We start from the raw sequence: 21,032 nt of genomic DNA, 5'->3' as shown, positions 1-21,032 counted from the left end.
TCGTCCCGAACAGGACCGGAACATGACCGAACTCGAATTCCAATCGCTCGCGAACGAAGGCTACAACCGCATCCCGCTGATCGCGGAAGCCCTCGCCGATCTCGAAACGCCGCTGTCCCTCTACCTGAAGCTGGCCCAGCCCGAACGCGCGGGCGCCAATTCGTTCCTGCTCGAATCGGTGGTCGGCGGCGAACGCTTCGGCCGCTACTCGTTCATCGGCCTGCCCGCCCGAACACTCGTGCGCACTCGCAACGGCGTATCGGAAGTCGTGCGCGACGGCCAGGTCGTCGAGACGCATGACGGCGACCCGTTCCAGTTCATCGAATCGTTCCAGGCGCGCTTCAAGGTGGCGCAGCGCCCGGGCCTGCCGCGCTTCTGCGGCGGTCTCGCCGGCTATTTCGGCTACGACGCGGTGCGCTACATCGAGAAGAAGCTCGCGAACACCGCGCCGCGCGACGATCTCGGCCTGCCCGACATCCAGTTGCTGCTGACCGAGGAAGTCGCGGTGATCGACAACCTCGCCGGCAAGCTGTACCTGATCATCTACGCGGACCCGGGCCAGCCGGAAGCGTACGCGAAGGCGAAACACCGCCTGCGCGAGCTGAAGCAGCGCCTGCGCACGACCGTGCAGCCGCCCGTCACGTCGGCGAGCGTGCGCACCGAGACGTTCCGCGAGTTCAAGAAGGAAGACTATCTGGCCGCCGTGCGCCAGGCGAAGGAATACATCGCGGCCGGCGAGCTGATGCAGATCCAGGTCGGCCAGCGGCTGACGAAGCCGTACCGCGACAATCCGCTGTCGCTGTATCGCGCGCTGCGTTCGCTGAATCCGTCGCCGTACATGTACTACTACAACTTCGGCGATTTCCACGTGGTCGGCGCGTCGCCGGAAATCCTGGTGCGCCAGGAAAAGCGCGGCGAGGACCAGATCGTCACGATTCGCCCGCTCGCCGGCACGCGCCCGCGCGGCAACACGCCCGAGCGCGACGCGGAACTTGCGACCGAGCTGCTCAACGATCCGAAGGAAATCGCCGAGCACGTGATGCTGATCGACCTCGCGCGCAACGACGTCGGCCGCATCGCGGAAATCGGCTCGGTGCAGGTGACCGACAAGATGGTCATCGAGAAGTACTCGCACGTGCAGCACATCGTCAGCTCGGTCGAAGGCAAGCTGAAGCCCGGCATGACGAACTACGACGTGCTGCGTGCGACGTTCCCGGCGGGCACGCTGTCCGGCGCGCCGAAGGTGCGCGCGATGGAGCTGATCGACGAGCTCGAGCCGATCAAGCGCGGGCTGTACGGCGGTGCGGTCGGCTACCTGTCGTTCTCGGGCGAGATGGATCTCGCGATCGCGATCCGCACGGGCCTGATCCACAACGGCAACCTGTATGTGCAAGCGGCGGCCGGCGTCGTTGCAGATTCGGTGCCCGAATCCGAATGGCAAGAGACCGAGAACAAGGCGCGCGCGGTGCTGCGTGCGGCCGAACAGGTCCAGGACGGCCTCGATAGCGACTTCTGACCGGAGACTGACCATGCTGCTCATGATCGACAACTACGACTCGTTCACCTACAACCTGGTCCAGTACTTCGGCGAACTGGGCGAGGACGTGCACACGTACCGCAACGACGAAATCACGCTCGACGAGATCGCGCGCCTGAATCCCGACGCGATCTGCCTGTCGCCGGGCCCGAGCAACCCGCAGCACGCGGGTATCACGCTCGACGTGCTGCGCGAATTTTCGGGCAAGAAGCCGATCCTCGGCGTCTGCCTCGGCCACCAGGCGATCGGCGAAGCATTCGGCGGCCGCGTCGTGCGCGCGAAGACCATCATGCACGGCAAGGTGAGCCGGATCGAAACGGACTGCCGCGGCGTGTTCGCCGACCTGCCGAAGCATTTCGACGTCACGCGCTACCACTCGCTCGCGATCGAGCGCGAATCGCTGCCCGACTGCCTCGAGGTGTCCGCATGGACCGACGACGGCGAAATCATGGGCGTGCGCCACAAGACGCTGCCGATCGAAGGCGTGCAGTTCCACCCGGAATCGATCCTGTCCGAGCACGGTCATGCGCTGCTCGAGAATTTCCTGAAGCAGGCGCGCGACGCGGCCGCGCAAGCCGCCTGACCGGAGCCTCACGATGACGATTACCCCGCAGGAAGCGCTGCAGCGCACGATCGAACACCGCGAGATCTTCCACGACGAGATGCTGCACCTGATGCGGCTCATCATGCGCGGCGACATGTCGCCCGTGATGGCTGCCGCGATCATCACCGGGCTGCGCGTGAAGAAGGAGACGATCGGCGAGATCGCCGCCGCCGCGACCGTGATGCGCGAATTCGCGAACCACGTCGACGTGCAGGACAACTCGAACTTCGTCGACATCGTCGGCACCGGCGGCGACGGCTCGCACACGTTCAACATCTCGACCGCGTCGATGTTCGTCACGGCGGCGGCCGGCGCGAAGGTCGCGAAGCACGGCAACCGCGGCGTGTCGAGCAAGTCCGGCAGCGCCGACGTGCTCGAGGCGCTCGGCGTGAACATCGACCTGCAGTCGGACCAGGTTGCCGCGTCGATCGCCGAAACGGGCATGGGCTTCATGTTCGCGCCGAACCATCACCCGGCGATGAAGAACATCGCGGCCGTGCGCCGCGAGCTCGGCGTGCGCACGATCTTCAACATCCTCGGCCCGCTGACCAATCCGGCCGGCGCGCCGAACCAGTTGATGGGCGTGTTCCACCCCGACCTCGTCGGCATCCAGGTGCGCGTGATGCAGCGCCTCGGCGCGCAGCACGTGCTCGTCGTGTACGGCAAGGACGGGATGGACGAGGTCTCGCTCGGCGCCGCGACGCTCGTCGGCGAATTGCGCGACGGCAAGGTGCACGAATACGAGATCCATCCGGAGGACTTCGGCCTGCAGATGGTGTCGAACCGCACGCTGAAGGTGGAAAATGCCGACGAATCGCGCACGATGCTGCTCGGCGCGCTGGACAACCAGCCGGGCGTCGCGCGCGAGATCGTCACGCTGAACGCGGGCACCGCGCTCTATGCGGCGAACGTCGCCGAATCGATCGCGGACGGCATCCAGCTCGCCCGCGAGGCGATCGCGAGCGGCAAGGCCCGCGCGAAAGTCGACGAACTCGTGCGCTTCACGCAGCAGTTCAAGCGCTGACTCCCCTTACGAATCAAGCAGGAATCCACATGAGCGACATTCTCGACCGAATCATCGCCGTCAAGCGCGAAGAAGTCGCGGCGGCCATGCGCAGCACGCCACTCGAGGCACTGAAGCTGGACGCATCCGCGCGCGACCTGCGCGACTTCGTCGGTGCGCTGCGTGCGAAGCACGCGGCCGGCGACGCCGCGGTGATCGCCGAAATCAAGAAGGCCAGCCCGTCGAAGGGCGTGCTGCGCGAGCATTTCGTGCCGGCCGACATCGCGCGCTCGTATGCGGCGCACGGCGCCGCGTGCCTGTCGGTGCTGACCGACGAACAGTTCTTCCAGGGCAGCGTCCGCTACCTCGAAGAGGCGCGCGCGGCCTGCACGCTGCCGGTGCTGCGCAAGGACTTCATCGTCGACGCGTACCAGATCCTCGAGGCGCGCGCGATGGGCGCCGACGCGATCCTGCTGATCGCCGCCGCGCTCGACACGCCGCTGATGCAGGATCTCGAGGCGTACGCGCACTCGCTCGGCCTCGCCGTGCTGGTCGAAGTGCACGACCGCAACGAGATGGAACAGGCGCTGACGCTCAAGACGCCGCTGCTCGGCATCAACAACCGCAACCTGCGCACGTTCGAGACGTCGATCCAGACCACGCTCGACATGCTCGACATGATTCCGCATGACCGGATCGTCGTGACCGAATCGGGCATCCTGTCGCGCACCGACGTCGATACGATGCGCGCGGCGAACGTGAACACGTTCCTCGTCGGCGAAGCGTTCATGCGCGCCGAGCAGCCGGGCGAGGAACTCGCGCGGATGTTCTTCTGATGGCGATCGAAAAGGAAATCAAGCTCGCGCTGCCGGCCGGCCAGGCCGAGGCCGCGCGGCGCTTCTTCGCGACACTGACCGGCGAACCCGGTCACGACATCACGCTCGCGAACGTCTATTACGACACGCCCGATCTCGCGCTGGCCCGCTCGAAGAGTGCGGTGCGCGTGCGCCGTGCGCCGCAAGGCTGGCTGCAGACGTTCAAGACGGTCGGCAGCGCGGAAGGCGGCCTGCATCGCCGCCACGAATGGGAACTGCCTGTCGCCGGCGACGCGCTCGAGATCGATGCGCTCGTAGCGGCCTGCGACGTGCCGGAAGCCGCCGCCGCACTGAATAGCGCGGCCGGCGCACTGTCCGCGCTGTTCCGCACGGATTTTTCGCGTACGCTGTGGCGCATCGCAATCGGCGGCGCAACCGTCGAAGCCGCGGTGGACCTCGGCGAGATCGTCGTCCAGGCGGAACACGAAACGCGCCGCGAACCGATCAGCGAAATCGAACTCGAACTGATCGACGGCCCGGAAGCGGCGCTCGCGACGCTCGCCGCCGAACTGCAGCAGGCGCTGCCGGGCCTCGCTCCCGAAAACATCAGCAAGGCGCAACGCGGCTACCGGCTGCGCGCGCAATAAACCCGCATCACGCATGGCAACCCGCAAGACTCCCCGCGCGCCGCAACAGGCGTCGCTGTTCGACGATCCCGTGCCGGAAACGGCACCGGCCGATCTTCCGTCCCCGGCTTCCGCATCGCCCGACGCCGGGCGCAAGCCCGCACGGAAAGCCGCCGCCCCGGCCCCGGCCGCCGCGGCGCCGAAACCCGTTGCCGCCGACGTTCCGCACCTCGCCGCGCAATTCGACGCGCTGCCGGACGTCTGGCGCGACGTGCTGAAACCCTTTACCGACAGCGACGCGTTCGCGCCGCTGTGCCGCTTCGTCGATGACGAGCGCGCGGCCGGCAAGACGGTCTACCCGACCGACGTGTTCCGCGCGCTGCGCCTCACGAGCCCGGACGACGTGAAGGTCGTGATCCTCGGCCAGGACCCGTACCACGGCGACGATCGCGGCACGCCGCAGGCGCACGGCCTCGCGTTCTCGGTGCCGCCGGCCGTCCGCACGCCGCCGTCGCTGCGCAACATCTTCAAGGAAATCGCCGCGAACTTCGGTCACGACACGCCGCGCCACGGCTGTCTCGACACGTGGGCACGCCAGGGCGTGCTGCTGCTCAACACCGTGCTGACGGTCGAGCGCGGCGCGGCCGCGAGCCATGCGAAGCGCGGCTGGGAGCAATGCACGGACACGCTGATCCGCGAACTCGCCGGCCGCCATCGCGGGCTCGTCTTCATGCTGTGGGGTGCACACGCTCAGGCGAAGCGCGCGCTGTTCGACGCGAGCGCGCATTGCGTGCTCGAGGCGCCGCATCCGTCGCCGCTGTCCGCACACCGCGGCTTTCTCGGCTGCCGCCATTTCGCGCTCGCGAACGACTATCTGGTCGAAGCCAGCCGCGAACCGATCGACTGGCGCCTGCCGGAAGTGGCCGAAACACTCGCGTAACGGCTGCGCCGGTTCAGTCGCCGGCCGGAATGCAAAAACGCCGCGCCCCTTTCGGGGACGCGGCGTTTTTTTCAGGCGATGCAGCGGGTGCGTCGCACCCGCATCGACCTTACGCGGCGGCGATCGCTTCGCGTGCGCTGGCGAGCGCGGCGCTCTGCGCATCCGGCCCGAGGTTCAGGCCTTCCGCGAAGATGAAGCTCACGTCGGTCATGCCGACGAAGCCGAGGAACGTGCGCAGGTACGGCGTCTGGCTGTCGTTCGGCGTACCGGCGTACTTGCCGCCGCGAGCCGTCACCACATGGACCTTCTTGCCCTTGATCAGGCCTTCCGGACCATTCTCGGTGTAGCGGAACGTGACGCCTGCGCGTGCGATCCAGTCGAAGTACGTCTTCAGTTGCGACGAGATGCCGAAGTTGTACATCGGCGCGCCGATCACGATGATGTCGGCGGCTTGCAGTTCGGCGATCAGTGCATCGCTCTTCGCGACGATCGCATTTTGCTCCGCGCTGCGCTGGTCGGCCGGCGTGAAGAACGCGCCGAGCACCGATTCGTCGAGGTGCGGCAGCGCTTCGGCGAGCAGGTCGCGAACCACGACCTTCGCGCCGGGGTTCGATTGTTGCAGCTTTGCCGTCAGTTCGTTGGCCAGCAGCGTGGATTGCGCACCTTGCGAACGCGCAGCGGAATTGATTTGCAGAATGGTCGTCATGTCAGGCTCCAGTTGGGCTGCGCTTCGGTAGCGCGAGTGACGCCATTGTGCGTGGCCGCATTGGCCGGAAAAAGCGGGTTCAGGGCGACGGATTGTTGCAGCAGCAGAACAATCCTTGATCACGCCCCGATTACCGCTGCCGTGCTCAGCCCTTCAGCCAGGCTTCCCGGGCCTTCGATGTCGCGGCCGGCTTCGCTGCCGCCGTCAGCCGGTAGCGTGTCACTTCCGGGCCGTCGAGTTTGAGTTTCGCGGTGCGCAGCTCGTCGCGTCGAAACGCGTGAACCTCGACCTTGTCGCCCGGCCGGTAGCGTGCGAGCAGCGCGTCGAGGTTGGTACCCGTGACGCGCAGCCCGTCGACCGCGATCAGCGTATCGCCTGCCGACAGCCCCGCGCGATGCGCGGCGCCGCCTTCATAGACAGCCGCGAACGTGCAGTCCGCGCCGCCGCGCAGGCGCGCGCCGATCGTCGGCTTCGCGGCCGCGCCGTTCGCGACATCGGGCGCGAGCGTCACGCCGAACGGCGCGAGAAGTTCGCCGAGCGGCAGGTCGCGCGTGCCGTGCACGGCGTCGGCGAACAGGCGGCCGAGCGCGACGCCCGTCGCTTCTTCGATCAACGCCTCGACTTCGTTTTCCTCGACGCCCGCCTGCTTGCCGCGATAGAAATCGCGCCCGTAGCGTTGCCACAGCAGACGCATCACGTCGTCGAGCGACTTCCCGTTGCGCGTCTGTGCGCGGATCGCGAGATCGAACGCGAGCGCGACGAGCGAACCCTTCGTGTAGTAGCTGACGATCGCGTTGGTCGCGTTCTCGTCCTGACGGTAGTACTTGATCCACGCATCGAACGAGCTTTCGGCGACGCTCTGCTTGAGCCGGCCCGTACCGCGCAGCACGCCGCCGACCGTGCGGCCGAGCGCCGCGAAATATTCGTCCTGCGACATCAGCCCGCTGCGCACCAGCATCAGGTCGTCGTAATACGACGTGAAGCCTTCGAACAGCCACAGCAGCGACGTGTAGTTCTCGCGCGTCAGGTCGTACGGTACAAACGCCGCCGGCTTGATGCGCTTCACGTTCCACGTGTGGAAGTACTCGTGACTGCAGAGGCCGAGATACGTGCGATAGCCTTCCGTCGTCTCGGGCCGCCCCTTCACCGGCAGGTCGGTGCGGTTGCAGATCAGCGCGGTCGACGCGCGATGCTCGAGGCCGCCGTAGCCGTCGCTGACCGCGAGCGTCATGAACACGTAGCGGTCCATCGGCGCCTTCTTCGATTTCGGCTCGAACAGCGCGATCTGCGCTTCGCACACGCGCTTCAGGTCGGTCTTCAGCCGCTCGAGGTCGAGCTGCGTCACGCGCCCTGCAATCACGATGTCGTGCGGCACGCCGTGCGCGTCGAATGTCGCGAGCGCGAATTCGCCGATCGTCACCGGATGATCGGAAAGCTCGTCGTAGTTCGCAGCCCGATATGCGCCGAAGCCGTAGCGCTTCGTGCCGCGCGCCTCAGGCAGCGCGGTGCCGACGCGCCACGCGCGAAATGCCGCGCCGGCCGGCTTCGCAATGTCGACCTCGCACGGCGCATCCTCGCGGCCGGCGACGCTCAGGAACACGGCCGTCGCGTTGAAGAAGCCGCCCGATTCGTCGAGATACGCGGAGCGCACCGACAGGTCCCATGCATACACGTCGTAGCGCAGCGTCAGCGCGCCGGTCACGGGCGCGGCCTGCCACGTGTGCTTGTCGGTCTTCGCGATCCGCACCTTGCGGCCCGCGTCGTTGAACGCGCCGAGCGTCACGATGTTGCGCGCGAACTCGCGCACGAGGTAGCTGCCCGGAATCCACACCGGCAGCGAGAAGCGCTGACCTTCGGGATCGGGATCGGCGACCGTCACCGACACTTCGAACAGGTGCGCGGCAAGATCTTTCGGGACAATCGAATAGCGGATCGGCTGGGTCATCGTGGCAATCGGTCGAATACGGCGGCGAAAACGAAGAGAGGCGCCGGCAGATCATGCGGGCGCCCCTCGCTGGCCGGGCCTGCGGCCCGGCGTGTCGGTCGGTTACTTGCTCGAGGCGAGCGCCTGGTTGAGCTGGTCGGCCGATACCGCGCCCGGCAGGCGGCGGCCGTCCGGCAGGAAGATCGTCGGCGTGCCCGTGACGTTCATCCCGCGGCCAAGCGCGAGGTTCTTGTCGAGCGCGCTGGTATCGCAGGTACCGGCGCCGGACGGCGCGCGGTGGTCGAGCATCCAGCCCTCCCACGTCTTCGCGCGGTCGGTCGCGCACCAGATCGCCTTCGACTTCACGGTCGAATCCGGCGACAGCACCGGGTACAGGAACGTGTAGACGGTGACGTTGTCGACCGACTGCAGCGTCGTTTCGAGCTTCTTGCAGTACGGGCAGTTCGGATCGGAGAACACCGCGATCTTGCGTGCGCCGTTGCCCTTGACGACCTTGATCGCATTCGCGAACGGCAGGCTCGCGAAGTCGATCTTGTTGACTTCGGACAGGCGTGCGTCGGTCAGGTTCTTGTGCGTCTTGGTGTCGACGAGATCGCCGAGCAGCACGTAGTCGCCCGCTGCGTCGCTATAGATGATCTGCGAGCCGAGGTTCACTTCGTAAAGGCCGGCGACCGGCGATTTCGACACGCTCTTGATCGGCGCGTCGCTGCCGAGACGGGCCTGCAGCGTGGCTTTCAGCTTGTCGGTGGTCTGGTCGGCCTGCGCGGTGCAGCCCAGCGTCGCCATCGTGACGGCCAGCGCCAGCGACGCGATCCGGATCGTTTTTTTCATCGAAATCTTCCTTCAGCTCAATCGGTGTTCACGGCACAGTGTACGCCGTAACGGAACCGAGTCCGACCGGCGAAGCGGCCGAAGGTTCGATCAGCCGAGTGCAGCCGACACGAGCCAGCGCTTCACGAGCGGCTGCGCGCCGACGAAGGCCATGCCCGCATTGCGCACGGCCTTCGCGAGCGAGCCCGGCACCGCGAACAGCCGCTGCAGCCCGTCGGTCGCGACCATCAGTGCGCGGATGTCTTCGCGGCGCGAACGCTCGTAGCGGCGCAGCAGCACCGTATCGCCGAGGTTGCGGAAGCTTTCCTTGCCGGCGATCGCGTCGACGAGCGCCGCGACGTCGCGCAGCCCGAGATTCATCCCCTGCCCCGCGAGCGGGTGGATCAGGTGCGCGGCATCGCCGACGAGCGCGACGCGCGGCGCGATCAGCTTGTCGACCGTCTGCAGCGCCAGCGGGAAGCCGGCGGCCGGCGTCACGCATTCGAGCGTGCCGACCTGGCCGTGCGACACGCGCTCGACCTCGGCCGCGAGCTGCGCCGGATCGAGTGCGAGCAGTTTGTCCGCATGCGCGGTGTGCGCGGACCACACGAGCGACACATGGCCGTCCGGAAGCGGCAGCAGCGCGATGATCTCGCCTTCGTGGAACCATTGCCAGGCCGTCTCGCGATGCGGCAGCGACGCCTTGAAGTTCGCGACGACGCCCGTCTGCCGGTAGTCGCGCCGTTCGACCCTGGCCCCCATTTGGGAGCGTACCCATGAATGCGCGCCGTCCGCGCCGACGACGAGGTCCGCTTCGAGCACCTGCCCCGACGACAGCGTGAGCACGGCCGCATCGTCGCGCACGTCGAAGCCCTGTGCGCGCGCATCGAACCACGTGAGGTTCGGCTGGAACCGCAGCGCGGCGTCGAGCGACGCCTCGACCAGCGACGATTCGGCGATCCACGCAAGCTGCGGCACGGAGGCCTGGTACGCGGAGAAATGCAGTTCGGCGTGCGCATCGCCGTACACGCGCATGTCGTAGACGGGCGCGAGCCGGCTGTGGTCGAGCGCCTGCCAGACCCGCAGCCGCTCGAGCAAGGCCTGCGAGCTGGACGACAGCGCGTAGACGCGTGTATCGAACGCGAGATCGGCGGGGCGCGGCGTGGCCGGCTGGGCGAGCAAGGCAGTCTTGTAGCCGGACTGGGTCAGCGCGAGCGCGGCCGTCTTGCCGACGAGCCCGCCGCCGACCACGGCGACGTCGAAGGAGTGGTGGGCAGTCATGGCGGGCATTATAGCCGCGGGGCCAAACCCTTACGCGGCCGGACTTTGCGGGAAATCAGCAGAATCGCAGGCCGATGCGGCGGCGCGGCGGCCCGCCGCATCGTCCGTTCGGCGCAACCCCGGAATCCGGGGCGCCGGCACGGTACAATAGCGTCTTTGACCGTCGGCCTGCCGCGCCCCACGCGCCGGCCGCCCTTTTTTCCCGCGCCGCCGTGCCCTGTCCGGCCGCGCCGCCTTACCCGTCCGAAGGATTCCATGAGTCTCAAATGCGGCATCGTCGGCTTGCCCAACGTCGGCAAGTCCACCCTGTTCAATGCGCTGACCAAGGCCGGCATCGCCGCCGAGAACTACCCGTTCTGCACGATCGAGCCGAACGTCGGCATCGTCGAAGTGCCCGATACGCGCCTGAAGGGGCTCTCCGAGATCGTCAAGCCCGAGCGCGTCGTGCCGGCCGTCGTCGAATTCGTCGACATCGCGGGCCTCGTCGCGGGCGCGAGCAAGGGTGAAGGCCTCGGCAACCAGTTCCTCGCGAACATCCGCGAAACCGATGCGATCACGCACGTCGTGCGCTGCTTCGAGGACGAGAACGTCATTCACGTCGCCGGCAAGGTCAGCCCGATCGACGACATCGAGGTGATCAACACCGAACTCGCGCTCGCCGACCTGAGCACCGTCGAGAAGGCGCTCACGCGCTATTCGAAGGCCGCGAAATCGGGCAACGACAAGGAAGCGGCCAAGCTCGTCGCGGTGCTCGACAAGGTGCGCGCGCAACTCGACCAGGGCAAGGCCGTGCGCGGCCTCGCGCTGTCGGACGACGAAGAGGCGCTGCTCAAGCCGTTCTGCCTGATCACCGCGAAGCCGGCGATGTACGTCGCCAACGTGAAGGACGACGGCTTCGAGAACAATCCGCACCTCGATGCGGTGCGCAAGTACGCGGAAAGCGAGAATGCGCCGGTGGTCGCCGTGTGCGCGGCAATCGAGGCGGAAATCGCCGATCTCGACGACGCGGACAAGGAAGCGTTCCTCGCCGACATGGGCATGGCAGAGCCGGGCCTCGACCGCGTGATCCGCGCGGGCTTCAAGCTGCTCGGGCTGCAGACCTACTTCACCGCGGGCGTGAAGGAAGTGCGCGCGTGGACGATCCATATCGGCGACACGGCGCCGCAAGCAGCCGGCGTGATCCACACCGACTTCGAGCGCGGCTTCATCCGCGCGCAGACGATCGCGTTCGACGATTTCATCACTTATAAGGGTGAACAGGGCGCGAAGGAAGCCGGCAAGATGCGCGCGGAAGGGAAGGAATATGTCGTGCACGATGGGGACGTGATGAACTTCCTGTTCAACGTCTGAGCGTTAAATCGAGGTCCCAATGAAAAAGCCCGCCGCAGCGGGCTTTTTCATTTCCGCGCGAGCCGCCCATCGCGTCATTGCATCGTACGACTCGACACATGCTCGAGACGATTACGCGGATGGTATCTCGACCAGACGAACTGACTGAAATAGCTCTCCGCCACTTCCGTCCACGTTCTAAGCCCGTCGTCTTCCTGCATAACGTGCTTGGCATTGACCAGCAACCATGACATCACGGCCTGGCTGTCTCGACACTTCGCACATTCTCCCGATGTGCAGCAGCGCGCCAGCGTATGCATGTCTGCACGATACGCGTTGAATTTCGGCAACGCGGGCCACCCCGACGCGAAACGTGTGGCGTTCTGCGGATGAGCTTCGCTGACGCTCGGGCAACTGGTATGGTCGAATGTTCCCCAAGTGGTCTCCCCGCGCATGAGTGCAGTCAGATAGTAGGGGTGGCTCGCCACTGTCTCCGGATATTTCGCCTTCAATTCGAGCAACACCGCCAGGAGCCGCTCCTCACCACGTCGGCGAAGCGGCCCGGCAACATCGTATGGACTGTAGTAATTGAACAGCAGGCGATTTCCATTATCTCGGATCTTGCGCACCGTTTCTTCGATATAAGCAATTCCGTCGATCGACACGGCGTAGACGAAACCCGCCCGCTCGTCGTCGCGATAATTCAGCAGCGCCTTGTCGAACAAGCCGGTGAAACGCTTCCCATTCGGACCGATCGCTCGCAGTTCGTCATCGAGCGGCCCGCCACCGAATACAGAGATCGCGATGGTGATATCTTCGAAGCCCTCGAAAGGGATTCGTCGAAGGCCGTTTGTCGAAACGGACACCTTCGGCATGTGCTTCCGGAATATTCTTATCCGGTCGAGATACAACGCGGGCTCGCCGCCTATCAGCAATGGCGCGTTGATCCCGCGCTCGGCCTCATCCTTCACGCGCGCCTCGAGACGCGACGTATCGTTTAACTCATCCGATGCGACATCGAATTCGTTTTCGAAGAACCAGCACCCCTTGCATCGCAAGTTGCATTGATTCGTGAGATGGTAAAGCGATGCGCGTGTCTCCTTCGCTTCGTTTCTGACTGCTTTGAAACGCGCCTTCATGCCGATTGAATCGTCCATCCTGGTCTCCTGATACGAGGACGCAAGCACGCCTGGGCGTCAACTCCGCAATCCTCTGGTGAGTTCCGGCCACAGCGACGAATGCTGGCGGCGGAACATGCCGACGTGACCGATTGCTCGGCCATCGCAGTGTTCCGGGCTGATGAAACGGAGGTTGCTTCTGGCTCGCGGCAACCATCTCAACCAGTCTTCGATATTGGCCGGCGTTGCGAGCGGGTCGTCGATCGCTGCGACTACCGTGACGGGAGCGGAGAATTCGTTGTAGTAGTGGCGCGCAACGCCGACCCCGAACTCGTTCGCCATATATCCGGGGCGGCGGCACCATCGAGCCCACTGGAGCCCTACGCGTGCAGGCAGATCGTCGCCCCAGCCGAGCACCCTGGCAGGCACATAGCCGAGCAGATGCGCGGTAACCGGGACGTAGAGATTCGCCAGCAACAACGCGGCAATTCGCTTCGGCCACCGGATGTTGCCGACGTATCCGGACGACGCGGAAATTGCGCATAGTGAACGGATCGACGCGTGATTCGGCATCAGTCCGACCAGTTGCCCGCCAGCACTATGACCGATCAGATGCGCTTCACTCGCGCCGGTTTCTCGAAGAAGCCAGTCAAGCGCGGCGGGCATGTCAAGCTGCCCCCAGTCCTGTTTGCGTGCGCGCGACTGGCGAACATGACGCACTCCGAGCGACGCCCCCATCCCCCGGTAATCGAATACGAATACCGGATACCCGGTGGCACGCAGCCAATCCGCGAATGAAAAATAAAAGGATTGACGAACGCCTGTCGCGGGGCAAATGAGTACGGGGAAGCACGTGGCTGAGGCCGCCGGAAAATACGTGCCCTTCAACGGGAACCCGTCGCGGGCGTTAAAAGCAACGCATACACGGGATGTCGGTGGCCTGCTCATCGCTCGGGTCTCGATACGGTGAACACGCAAAGATGCGTCCCGTATTCGGGAATGAACCTACGGCCCGATTTCTGAATTTGGCCGTATAAGAAAGGATTCGAAATCGATTCGTCCATCGATTCACCCCGGTTATCGAAGTGATCAATGTATTAAGTTGTTGCCGCCGGCGAAATCAGACAAGTTCGATTTTTGACCGCAAATTTCAATGCCGCTCGCTGTTGCCGAACAACCCACGTCGACACCGGAAAACGGCATTCGCTTTTCCCGAAAAGCAAATGGCCCGACCGGCTTTCGCCGATCAGGCCACTTTTCATGACGGGAATCGCCTCACCAGCCGACGGCGAACACTCGGTCCGCCACCGCCTCGTCACAGCCTCACATCGCCGACACCCGCCGCCCCGCGTTCGCCTGCGCATCGCGACCGCGCTTGTTCAGCCACGACGCAAACAGCACGATCAACGCCAGCACGGCCGTCGCACCGACCTCCATCCGGTGATCCTCGCTGACGAACATCACGGTCAGCGTGCCGCAGATGAACAGGATCACCGCCCACGTGAGCCATGGGAACATCCACATCCGCAGCGTCAGGTCGGCGCCGCTCGATTCGAGCGTCTTGCGCATCCGCAGCTGCGAGATCGCGATCACGAGATACACGAGCAGCGCGATCGCACCCGACGTCGCGAGCAGGAAGCCGAACACCTGCTCCGGCATCAGGTAGTTCGCGATCACGGTCACGAAGCCGAATGCGGTCGATGCAAGCACGGCCGCACGCGGCGTACCGGTCGAATCGGTGCGGTGCAGGAGCGCCGGCGCGTCCTTGCGCTTCGACAGCGAGAACAGCATCCGCGACGCCGTGTACAACGCCGAATTCAGGCAACTCGCGACCGAGACGAGCACGATCACGTCGATGATCGCCTTCGCGTTCGGGATGCCGATCAACTCCATCGCTCGCTGATACGAGCCGTGCTTCGGCAGCAGCGGGTCGTTCCACGGCACGATGGCCGCGACGACGAGGATCGAGCCGAGATAGAACAGCGTGATGCGCCAGATCACCGAGTTCGTCGCACGCACGATCTGGCGTTGCGGGTTGTCCGATTCGGCGGCCGCGATCGTCACGATCTCGGTGCCGAGGAACGAGAACATCGTCGTCAGCATCGCCGCCAGCACCGCACCGGCGCCGTTCGGCATGAAACCTTGATGCGCGAACAGGTTCGACACGCCCGATACGGCCGGCGCCGGAATGATCCCGACGATCGCCGCGCCGCCGATGCACAGGAACACGACGATCGCGACGACCTTGATCAGCGCGAACCAGAATTCGAATTCGCCGTAGTTCTTGACGGAAAAGAGGTTGGTGACGGTGAGCAGCAGCGTGATGCCGAGCGCGAAGATCCAGGTCGCAACGCCCGGGAACCAGGCATTGAGGATGGTCGCCGCAGCCGTTGCCTCGATCGGGATCACGAGCACCCAGAACCACCAGTACAGCCAGCCGATCGAGAAGCCGGCCCAGTGGCCGATCGCGCGATCGGCATAGGTCGAGAACGACCCGCTGTCCGGATGCGCGACGGCCATCTCGCCGAGCATGCGCATCACCAGGACGACCAGCACGCCCGCGATCGCATACGCGAGTATCGACGCCGGGCCGGCTTCCGCGATCGCATGGCCGGAGCCGACGAACAAGCCCGCGCCGATGACGCCGGCAATCGACATCATCGTCACGTGACGCTGCTTCAGGCCCGTGCCGAGGCCTGTGTTGCTTCCACTCATCTGTCTCTCTCCAAAAATCGGTTCCGGTATGACCGGGTGTCGCGTGAAGGCGGCGCGGGGAGTTGTCGTTCTTGAATCCGGCTGCGACCGCGCGTGCGTCGCACGCGGGCATGAGGCCGGATGGGTCCGTTCGGGTCGGTGCGCCGCGCAGTCTGCGAAGCTGCGGGTGCGATGCGGCGCGCAGGGCGCCGGCGCATCGCGTGCGCCCTTTCCATCGGCTTTCGTCTGCCGCCTTCGAAGCGAAGGAGTGTAAGCATCAAACGGTTCTTCACTAAGAACCAATTGAAGAATTTCGATGGAACCACTTGTTGCATCGATGCGAACCGATGCAACGCTTGGTCCGGTCGGCACCGGATCGCGCGCCGTCGGGGCGCGTCCGTCGAAGGCAATCCGGCAGCGTGGTGTGCCGGACGCTCAATTCCCGCCGCGCGCGGCTTCGTCCCGCCATTTGGCAGGCACGATCGCGTGCCATTCTCGCAGAAGCAGGTTTTTCACGGCGTCGGGATGCGCGGCCGACAGGCGTACCAGCACGATCGGCCAGCCCACGTAGTGATCGGTCACGTAATACACGTCGGGCTCCGACTCGATCAGCCACGCGCGCTCGTCGGGGCCGACGCCCTTCACGACGAGCGTGTCGCCGTCCTCGCGCAGCCGCGCGAGCATCTTGCCCTTCACCTTGAGTGCGGGCGTGCCGTAGGACGTGCCGTCCTCGACACCCCGCCACGCGAGCGCGATCTGCCGGACTTCGTCGAATGTCACGATGCCTCCCCGATCGTTGGTCGATGGTTGCGGTCCGGCCACCCTATCGGAAATCGCGCGATTCGCCCAGCGGCGTGCGCCTATCCGCGGGCCGCACGCGCGGCCACCGGCGCGCGTCCGGTGGTCGCGACGATGGCGAATGCAATCGCGTTTGCAACGGCACTCGCGAGGATCGGCACGAGATAGCCGCCCCCCGCGTCGTAGATGAAACCGGCGGCGGTCGGCCCGATCAACGTGCCGAACGCGACGCTCGTGTACAGGATGCCGATGATCGCGCTCACGTTGCGGCCGCCGAAGTAGTCCATTACGACTGCCGGCAGCACGGCGACCCAGCCGCCGTAGAACACGCCGAACACGAGTGCGAACGCGGCAAGCGTCGCAACGGTGCCGGCGCCCGCCCACGCGACGAGCGCAACGGCCATGCCCGCGAACATCGCGAGCAGCGATGCGCGGCGGCCGAAGCGGTCGGCGAGGCCGCCGAGGAAAAACCGGCCGGCCGTGCTGCCGACGCCGATCGCACCGAGCAGCAGCACGGCCGTCGACGGCGCGACGCCGTGGTCGAGCGCGTACGGCACGAGGTGAACGAACGGGACGAACACGCCGAACGAGCACACGAGGCATGCGGCGTAGAGGCTTGCGAACGGCCGCGACGTGACGGCCTCGCGTACCGTCGCGCCCGCGTGCACGGCCACGGCAGCCGCGCCGGCTACGGAAGCGCCGGCATTCCGGCCGCCATCGCCGGCGGCATCGCCGTCCGGCAACAACCCGCGCCCGCGCGGATCGTTTTCGATCAGCAGCGACATGCCGGCCCCCAGGGCCACCGCGATCACGGCCAGCGTGAAATACGCACCGCGCCAGCCGACCTGCGCGATCAGCGCGGACGCGAGCGGCGGCATCACGAGCGTGCCGACGCCGATCCCCGCGACCGCGAGCCCCGACGCGAAGCCGCGCCGCCGCACGAACCAGCGCTGCACGGCGCCGACGGCCGGCACGTACGCACAGCCGACGCCGAGACCGACACCAAGCCCGTACGCGGCATAAACCTGCAGCAGCGTGTGCGCGGCGCCGGCGGCCGCGAGCCCGGCGCCGGTCAGCAGCATGCCGGCGACGGCGAGCCGCCGCGAGCCGAAGCGATCCGCAAGCGGCCCGCTGACGATGCCGAAACCGAAGTACAGGAAGCCGGCGAGCGAGAACACGAGCGAGATCTGCCCGCGCGATGCGGCGAAATCGCGCTGCAGCGACTCGACGAAAGCACTGAACGTATACGCACTGCCGAACCCGACGAACGTGACGGCGAACGCGGCCGCGACCACGTACCAGCCGTAGAAGAGGCGCGACGCGCCCGGGCGGTTCATGACGATGCTCCTCTCAGGTCCCACCGAACGCCGCGCGGCATCCGGATTGCCTCATGGATATAGTTGAACTATGTTGATCGCATCGGGTGCCGCGAGGCAGCCCTGAAGAACGCGATCCGATGCGACAACGGTACTCGCGCGTACGCGTCGCCTCAAACGATATTTCGTCGACCTTTCGCTTTAGAAAAACTAATGAATCGTTCCCGCCTGCCGCCACTCAACGCGTTGCGTGCATTCGAAGCGGCCGCGCGCCATCTGTCGGTGAAATCGGCGGCCGAGGAGCTGTCGGTCACGCCCGGCGCGGTGAGCCAGATGATCCGCACGCTCGAGACGCATCTCGGCGTGCAACTGTTCGAGCGCGTCAACCGCGGCATCCTGCTGACGGCCGCCGGCCGCGACTACCTGCCGCCGGTACGCAACGCGTTCCGGCAGATCGCCGATGCGTCGCAGCGCGTGTCGGGTGCCGCCGACAGCGGCGTGCTGACGGTGAGCGTCACGCCGTTCTTCGCATCCGCGTGGCTCGTACCGCGCCTCGCGCAGTTCCGGCACGCGTGCCCGGACGTCGACCTGCAGATCGTCACGAGCCACGCACTCGCGGATTTCGCGCGCGACGGCGTGGACGTCGCGATCCGTCACGGCCTCGGTCGCTACATCGGGCTGTGCAGCGAGCGCCTGCTGACGGTGGAGATCGTCGCGCTCGCGTCGCCCGGACTCGTCGCGCGGCTCGGCATGCCGGCGACCCCGGCCGATCTCGTCGGCTGGCCGCACCTGCACGACGCCGAGCGCAAGGGCTGGCACATCTGGTTCGGCGCGCAGCGGATCGACGATTTCGGCCCGCCGCGCGGCCCCGCGTTCGACGACTCGGGCCTGTTGATGCAGGCGATCGTCGCCGGCCAGGGCGCCGGGCTGCTGCCGGCCGCAATGGTGCGCAGCGAGCTCGGAAGCGGCCGGCTCGTGCAGCTCGCCGACGTCGCGTGGCTCGACGATTTCGCGTACTACCTCGTCTATCCGCCGCATCACGCGGAACGGCCGAAGGTCGCAGCGTTCCGCCGGTGGATTCTCGACGCCGCACGGGCCGACGGCGCGGCGTCGATGTCCGGCGCGGCGTAACGCCGCTTCACCGCGAGGCGCCGGCGCCGCCCCCTGGCCGATCGGCTAACATGCGGCGCGGGCCATCGGCCCGACATCGACAACAACAGACCGAGAGAGACCATGCCTGCCCTGCTCCGCCGCGCGACGCACGTTGCGACGCTATCGATCGCGCTCTTCGTCGCCGGCGCCGCCCTGCCTCATTCCGCGCATGCGTACCGCGCACCGCCCGGCTACGGCAACGAAGCCGATCTCGACCGTCACGACACGTATCGCAACCGCGACGGCGAAACCGTACACGCGCCCGCGCGTTCGAAATCGGGTCGCGTGCCCGAAGGTGCAAGCGCGCGCTGCCGCGACGGCACGTACAGCTTCAGCCGCCACCGGCGCGGCACGTGCTCGGGGCACGGCGGCGTCGCCGCGCGGCAGTAACGCGGCGCGTTCGAATGCCTGCGCCGCGCCAGCGACACCCGGCGGCGAAGTACAATAGCCGCTCGCGCCGCCGACACACGGCGACGCCGCCGCGCCTCGCGCGGCACGCTCCGTACCGAATCACCCGACGCCGCCATGCCAGCGCGCTGCGCGGCCGTCTCAACTTCTGACTTTCACACCCAAATGGCCCAATACGTTTTCACGATGAACCGGGTCGGCAAGATCGTGCCGCCCAAGCGCCAGATCCTGAAGGACATCTCGCTGTCGTTCTTTCCCGGCGCGAAGATCGGCGTGCTCGGCCTGAACGGCTCGGGCAAGTCGACGCTGATCCGCATCATGGCGGGCGTCGACAAGGACATCGAAGGCGAAGCGACGCCGATGCCGAACCTGAACATCGGCTACCTGCCGCAGGAACCGCAGCTCGACCCGACGAAGACGGTGCGCGAAGCCGTCGAGGAAGGGCTCGGCGACCTGTTCCAGGCGAACAAGAAGCTTGAAGAAATCTACGCGGCGTATGCCGAGCCGGACGCCGACTTCGACGCGCTCGCGGCCGAACAGGCGAAGTACGAGGCGATCCTCGCATCGAGCGACGGCGGCAGCCCCGAGCAGCAGCTCGAAGTGGCCGCCGACGCGCTGCGCCTGCCGGCGTGGGACGCGAAGGTCGAGCACCTGTCGGGCGGCGAAAAGCGCCGCGTCGCACTGTGCAAGCTGCTGCTCGAAAAACCCGACATGCTGCTGCTCGACGAACCGACCAACCACCTCGACGCCGAATCGGTCGACTGGCTCGAACAGTTCCTGGTGCGTTTCCCGGGCACCGTCGTCGCCGTCACGCACGATCGCTACTTCCTCGACAACGCGGCCGAGTGGATTCTCGAACTCGACCGCGGCCACGGCATTCCGTGGAAGGGCAACTACAGCAGCTGGCTCGACCAGAAGGAAGAGCGCCTGAAGCAGGAAGAAGCGTCGGAATCGGCACGCCAGAAGGCGATCAAGAAGGAACTGGAGTGGGTGCGCCAGAACCCGAAGGGCCGTCAGGCGAAGTCGAAGGCGCGTATCGCGCGCTTCGAGGAACTGAACAGCCAGGAATACCAGAAGCGCAACGAGACGCAGGAAATCTTCATTCCGGTCGGCGACCGCCTCGGCAATGAAGTGATCGAGTTCAAGAACGTCAGCAAGGCGTTCGGCGACCGCCTGCTGATCGACAACCTGAACCTGAAGATTCCGGCCGGCGCGATCGTCGGCATCATCGGCCCGAACGGCGCCGGCAAGTCGACGCTGTTCCGGATGCTGACCGGCAAGGAGCAGCCGGATTCGGGCGAGGTCGTGATGGGCCCGACGGTGAAGCTCGCGTACGTCGACCAGAGCCGCGATGCGCTCGACGGCACGAAGACGGTGTTCGAGGAAATCTCGGGCGGCGCCGACGTGCTGACGGTCGGCAAGTACGAGACGCCGTCGCGCGCGTACATCGGCCGCTTCAACTTCAAGGGCGGCGACCAGCAGAAGATCGTCGGCAACCTGTCCGGCGGCGAACGCGGCCGCCTGCATCTCGCGAAGACGCTGATCTCGGGCGGCAACGTGCTGCTGCTCGACGAACCGTCGAACGACCTCGACGTCGAAACGCTGCGTGCGCTGGAAGACGCGCTGCTCGAATTCGCGGGCTCCGTGATGGTGATCTCGCACGATCGCTGGTTCCTCGACCGGATCGCAACGCACATCCTCGCGTTCGAAGGCGATTCGCAGGTCACGTTCTTCGACGGCAACTACCAGGAGTACGAAGCCGACAAGCGCGCGCGCCTCGGCGAGGAAGCCGCGAAGCCGCACCGACTGCGCTACAAGCCGATCAGCCGCTAACCGGCGCGGCCCGGGCGCCCGGCACTGCGGCAACGCGGGGCCGGCTGCCGAAGGTGGCCGCTTCCGGATCGGCAAAACGAAAAAGCGGGCCCGTGGCCCGCTTTTTTTATCCGCCGG

The 21,032-nt window shown here is 66.2% G+C and carries 19 protein-coding genes; 10 read left to right on the top strand and 9 right to left on the bottom strand.

The window, feature by feature from the left end:
- Positions 1-22 precede the first annotated feature (22 nt).
- Genes trpE through LXM88_RS07475 form a run of 6 tightly spaced genes read left to right on the top strand, consistent with a single transcriptional unit; the run spans position 23 to position 5,525 of the window.
- The gene (trpE, locus tag LXM88_RS07500; RefSeq protein WP_047899697.1) at positions 23-1,516 is read left to right on the top strand and encodes an anthranilate synthase component I; all 1,494 of its coding nucleotides are present in this window, start codon (positions 23-25) and stop codon (positions 1,514-1,516) included.
- Positions 1,517-1,529: 13 nt separating this feature from the next.
- A complete protein-coding gene (locus LXM88_RS07495; RefSeq protein WP_262540648.1) occupies positions 1,530-2,120 on the top strand; it encodes an aminodeoxychorismate/anthranilate synthase component II in 591 nt (196 codons plus the stop codon).
- 13 nt (positions 2,121-2,133) lie between these two features.
- Positions 2,134-3,165 (top strand): anthranilate phosphoribosyltransferase, encoded by a 1,032-nt coding sequence (gene trpD, locus LXM88_RS07490; protein ID WP_262540647.1) that lies wholly within the window; start codon positions 2,134-2,136, stop codon positions 3,163-3,165.
- A 29-nt stretch (positions 3,166-3,194) separates the two neighbouring features.
- Entirely contained in the window at positions 3,195-3,980 is a 786-nt protein-coding gene (gene trpC, locus LXM88_RS07485) for an indole-3-glycerol phosphate synthase TrpC (RefSeq protein WP_262540645.1), read from the top strand.
- Positions 3,980-4,606, top strand: coding sequence for a CYTH domain-containing protein (locus LXM88_RS07480; RefSeq protein ID WP_262540644.1), 627 nt, complete (start codon positions 3,980-3,982; stop codon positions 4,604-4,606). Before trpC ends, LXM88_RS07480 begins: the two co-directional genes overlap by 1 nt.
- Before the next feature lie 13 nt (positions 4,607-4,619).
- Positions 4,620-5,525 carry a uracil-DNA glycosylase gene (locus LXM88_RS07475; protein WP_262540643.1) on the top strand — a complete coding sequence of 302 codons (906 nt, stop codon included), beginning with the start codon at positions 4,620-4,622 and terminating at the stop codon, positions 5,523-5,525.
- 109 nt (positions 5,526-5,634) lie between these two features.
- Here the strand turns inward: LXM88_RS07475 and LXM88_RS07470 are convergent, their stop codons facing one another.
- The 4 genes from LXM88_RS07470 to LXM88_RS07455 form a co-directional block, all read right to left on the bottom strand.
- Complete coding sequence (locus tag LXM88_RS07470) at positions 5,635-6,231, bottom strand: FMN-dependent NADH-azoreductase (RefSeq protein WP_262540642.1); 597 nt, start codon at positions 6,229-6,231, stop codon at positions 5,635-5,637.
- A gap of 145 nt (positions 6,232-6,376) precedes the next feature.
- A complete protein-coding gene (locus LXM88_RS07465) occupies positions 6,377-8,176 on the bottom strand; it encodes a M61 family metallopeptidase (protein ID WP_262540641.1) in 1,800 nt (599 codons plus the stop codon).
- Between the two features lie 102 nt (positions 8,177-8,278).
- The gene (locus LXM88_RS07460; RefSeq protein WP_262540640.1) at positions 8,279-9,007 is read right to left on the bottom strand and encodes a DsbC family protein; all 729 of its coding nucleotides are present in this window, start codon (positions 9,005-9,007) and stop codon (positions 8,279-8,281) included.
- Positions 9,008-9,097: 90 nt separating this feature from the next.
- Complete coding sequence (locus LXM88_RS07455; RefSeq protein ID WP_262540639.1) at positions 9,098-10,276, bottom strand: UbiH/UbiF family hydroxylase; 1,179 nt, start codon at positions 10,274-10,276, stop codon at positions 9,098-9,100.
- Between the two features lie 246 nt (positions 10,277-10,522).
- Here LXM88_RS07455 and ychF point away from each other — a divergent pair, with 246 nt between their 5' ends.
- Positions 10,523-11,617 carry a redox-regulated ATPase YchF gene (gene ychF / locus LXM88_RS07450; protein ID WP_096472355.1) on the top strand — a complete coding sequence of 365 codons (1,095 nt, stop codon included), beginning with the start codon at positions 10,523-10,525 and terminating at the stop codon, positions 11,615-11,617.
- 74 nt (positions 11,618-11,691) lie between these two features.
- Here ychF and LXM88_RS07445 read toward each other — a convergent pair whose 3' ends face one another.
- The 5 genes from LXM88_RS07445 to LXM88_RS07425 form a co-directional block, all read right to left on the bottom strand.
- Positions 11,692-12,753: a radical SAM protein gene (locus LXM88_RS07445; protein WP_262540638.1), complete on the bottom strand. Its 1,062-nt coding sequence runs from the start codon at positions 12,751-12,753 to the stop codon at positions 11,692-11,694.
- A gap of 39 nt (positions 12,754-12,792) precedes the next feature.
- Positions 12,793-13,662 carry an alpha/beta hydrolase family protein gene (locus LXM88_RS07440; protein ID WP_262540637.1) on the bottom strand — a complete coding sequence of 290 codons (870 nt, stop codon included), beginning with the start codon at positions 13,660-13,662 and terminating at the stop codon, positions 12,793-12,795.
- A gap of 375 nt (positions 13,663-14,037) precedes the next feature.
- Positions 14,038-15,429, bottom strand: coding sequence for a GABA permease (gene gabP, locus LXM88_RS07435; protein ID WP_262540636.1), 1,392 nt, complete (start codon positions 15,427-15,429; stop codon positions 14,038-14,040).
- A 414-nt stretch (positions 15,430-15,843) separates the two neighbouring features.
- Positions 15,844-16,188, bottom strand: a complete 345-nt coding sequence (locus LXM88_RS07430; protein WP_262540635.1) for an MmcQ/YjbR family DNA-binding protein — start codon at positions 16,186-16,188, stop codon at positions 15,844-15,846.
- An 80-nt stretch (positions 16,189-16,268) separates the two neighbouring features.
- Positions 16,269-17,543, bottom strand: a complete 1,275-nt coding sequence (locus LXM88_RS07425) for an MFS transporter (RefSeq protein WP_262540633.1) — start codon at positions 17,541-17,543, stop codon at positions 16,269-16,271.
- 192 nt (positions 17,544-17,735) lie between these two features.
- On the opposite strand from LXM88_RS07425, the gene gcvA reads away from it, so the two are divergent.
- The 3 genes from gcvA to ettA all read left to right on the top strand — a co-directional run bounded on the left by gcvA (position 17,736) and on the right by ettA (position 20,915).
- A complete protein-coding gene (gcvA, locus tag LXM88_RS07420; RefSeq protein WP_262540632.1) occupies positions 17,736-18,653 on the top strand; it encodes a transcriptional regulator GcvA in 918 nt (305 codons plus the stop codon).
- A 102-nt stretch (positions 18,654-18,755) separates the two neighbouring features.
- Complete coding sequence (locus LXM88_RS07415) at positions 18,756-19,064, top strand: DUF3761 domain-containing protein (RefSeq protein WP_262540631.1); 309 nt, start codon at positions 18,756-18,758, stop codon at positions 19,062-19,064.
- Positions 19,065-19,247: 183 nt separating this feature from the next.
- Positions 19,248-20,915 (top strand): energy-dependent translational throttle protein EttA, encoded by a 1,668-nt coding sequence (gene ettA / locus LXM88_RS07410; protein ID WP_047899681.1) that lies wholly within the window; start codon positions 19,248-19,250, stop codon positions 20,913-20,915.
- The last annotated feature ends 117 nt before the right edge of the window (positions 20,916-21,032 follow it).

It is taken from the genome of Burkholderia sp. S-53 (assembly GCF_025560745.1).
Lineage (GTDB): Bacteria > Pseudomonadota > Gammaproteobacteria > Burkholderiales > Burkholderiaceae > Burkholderia > Burkholderia pyrrocinia.
Note: the sequence above shows the minus strand (reverse complement) of the source record. Positions and strands in the feature narration are given on the sequence as shown.

Bases quoted from the DNA above. Each gene is read 5' to 3' on its own strand.
- trpE (WP_047899697.1), top strand. From the start codon at position 23: ATGACCGAACTCGAATTCCAATCGCTCGCGAACGAAGGCTACAACCGC.
- LXM88_RS07495 (WP_262540648.1), top strand. From the start codon at position 1,530: ATGCTGCTCATGATCGACAACTACGACTCGTTCACCTACAACCTGGTC.
- trpD (WP_262540647.1), top strand. From the start codon at position 2,134: ATGACGATTACCCCGCAGGAAGCGCTGCAGCGCACGATCGAACACCGC.
- trpC (WP_262540645.1), top strand. From the start codon at position 3,195: ATGAGCGACATTCTCGACCGAATCATCGCCGTCAAGCGCGAAGAAGTC.
- LXM88_RS07480 (WP_262540644.1), top strand. From the start codon at position 3,980: ATGGCGATCGAAAAGGAAATCAAGCTCGCGCTGCCGGCCGGCCAGGCC.
- LXM88_RS07475 (WP_262540643.1), top strand. From the start codon at position 4,620: ATGGCAACCCGCAAGACTCCCCGCGCGCCGCAACAGGCGTCGCTGTTC.
- LXM88_RS07470 (WP_262540642.1), bottom strand. From the start codon at position 6,231: ATGACGACCATTCTGCAAATCAATTCCGCTGCGCGTTCGCAAGGTGCG.
- LXM88_RS07465 (WP_262540641.1), bottom strand. From the start codon at position 8,176: ATGACCCAGCCGATCCGCTATTCGATTGTCCCGAAAGATCTTGCCGCG.
- LXM88_RS07460 (WP_262540640.1), bottom strand. From the start codon at position 9,007: ATGAAAAAAACGATCCGGATCGCGTCGCTGGCGCTGGCCGTCACGATG.
- LXM88_RS07455 (WP_262540639.1), bottom strand. From the start codon at position 10,276: ATGCCCGCCATGACTGCCCACCACTCCTTCGACGTCGCCGTGGTCGGC.
- ychF (WP_096472355.1), top strand. From the start codon at position 10,523: ATGAGTCTCAAATGCGGCATCGTCGGCTTGCCCAACGTCGGCAAGTCC.
- LXM88_RS07445 (WP_262540638.1), bottom strand. From the start codon at position 12,753: ATGGACGATTCAATCGGCATGAAGGCGCGTTTCAAAGCAGTCAGAAAC.
- LXM88_RS07440 (WP_262540637.1), bottom strand. From the start codon at position 13,662: ATGAGCAGGCCACCGACATCCCGTGTATGCGTTGCTTTTAACGCCCGC.
- gabP (WP_262540636.1), bottom strand. From the start codon at position 15,429: ATGAGTGGAAGCAACACAGGCCTCGGCACGGGCCTGAAGCAGCGTCAC.
- LXM88_RS07425 (WP_262540633.1), bottom strand. From the start codon at position 17,543: ATGAACCGCCCGGGCGCGTCGCGCCTCTTCTACGGCTGGTACGTGGTC.
- gcvA (WP_262540632.1), top strand. From the start codon at position 17,736: ATGAATCGTTCCCGCCTGCCGCCACTCAACGCGTTGCGTGCATTCGAA.
- LXM88_RS07415 (WP_262540631.1), top strand. From the start codon at position 18,756: ATGCCTGCCCTGCTCCGCCGCGCGACGCACGTTGCGACGCTATCGATC.
- ettA (WP_047899681.1), top strand. From the start codon at position 19,248: ATGGCCCAATACGTTTTCACGATGAACCGGGTCGGCAAGATCGTGCCG.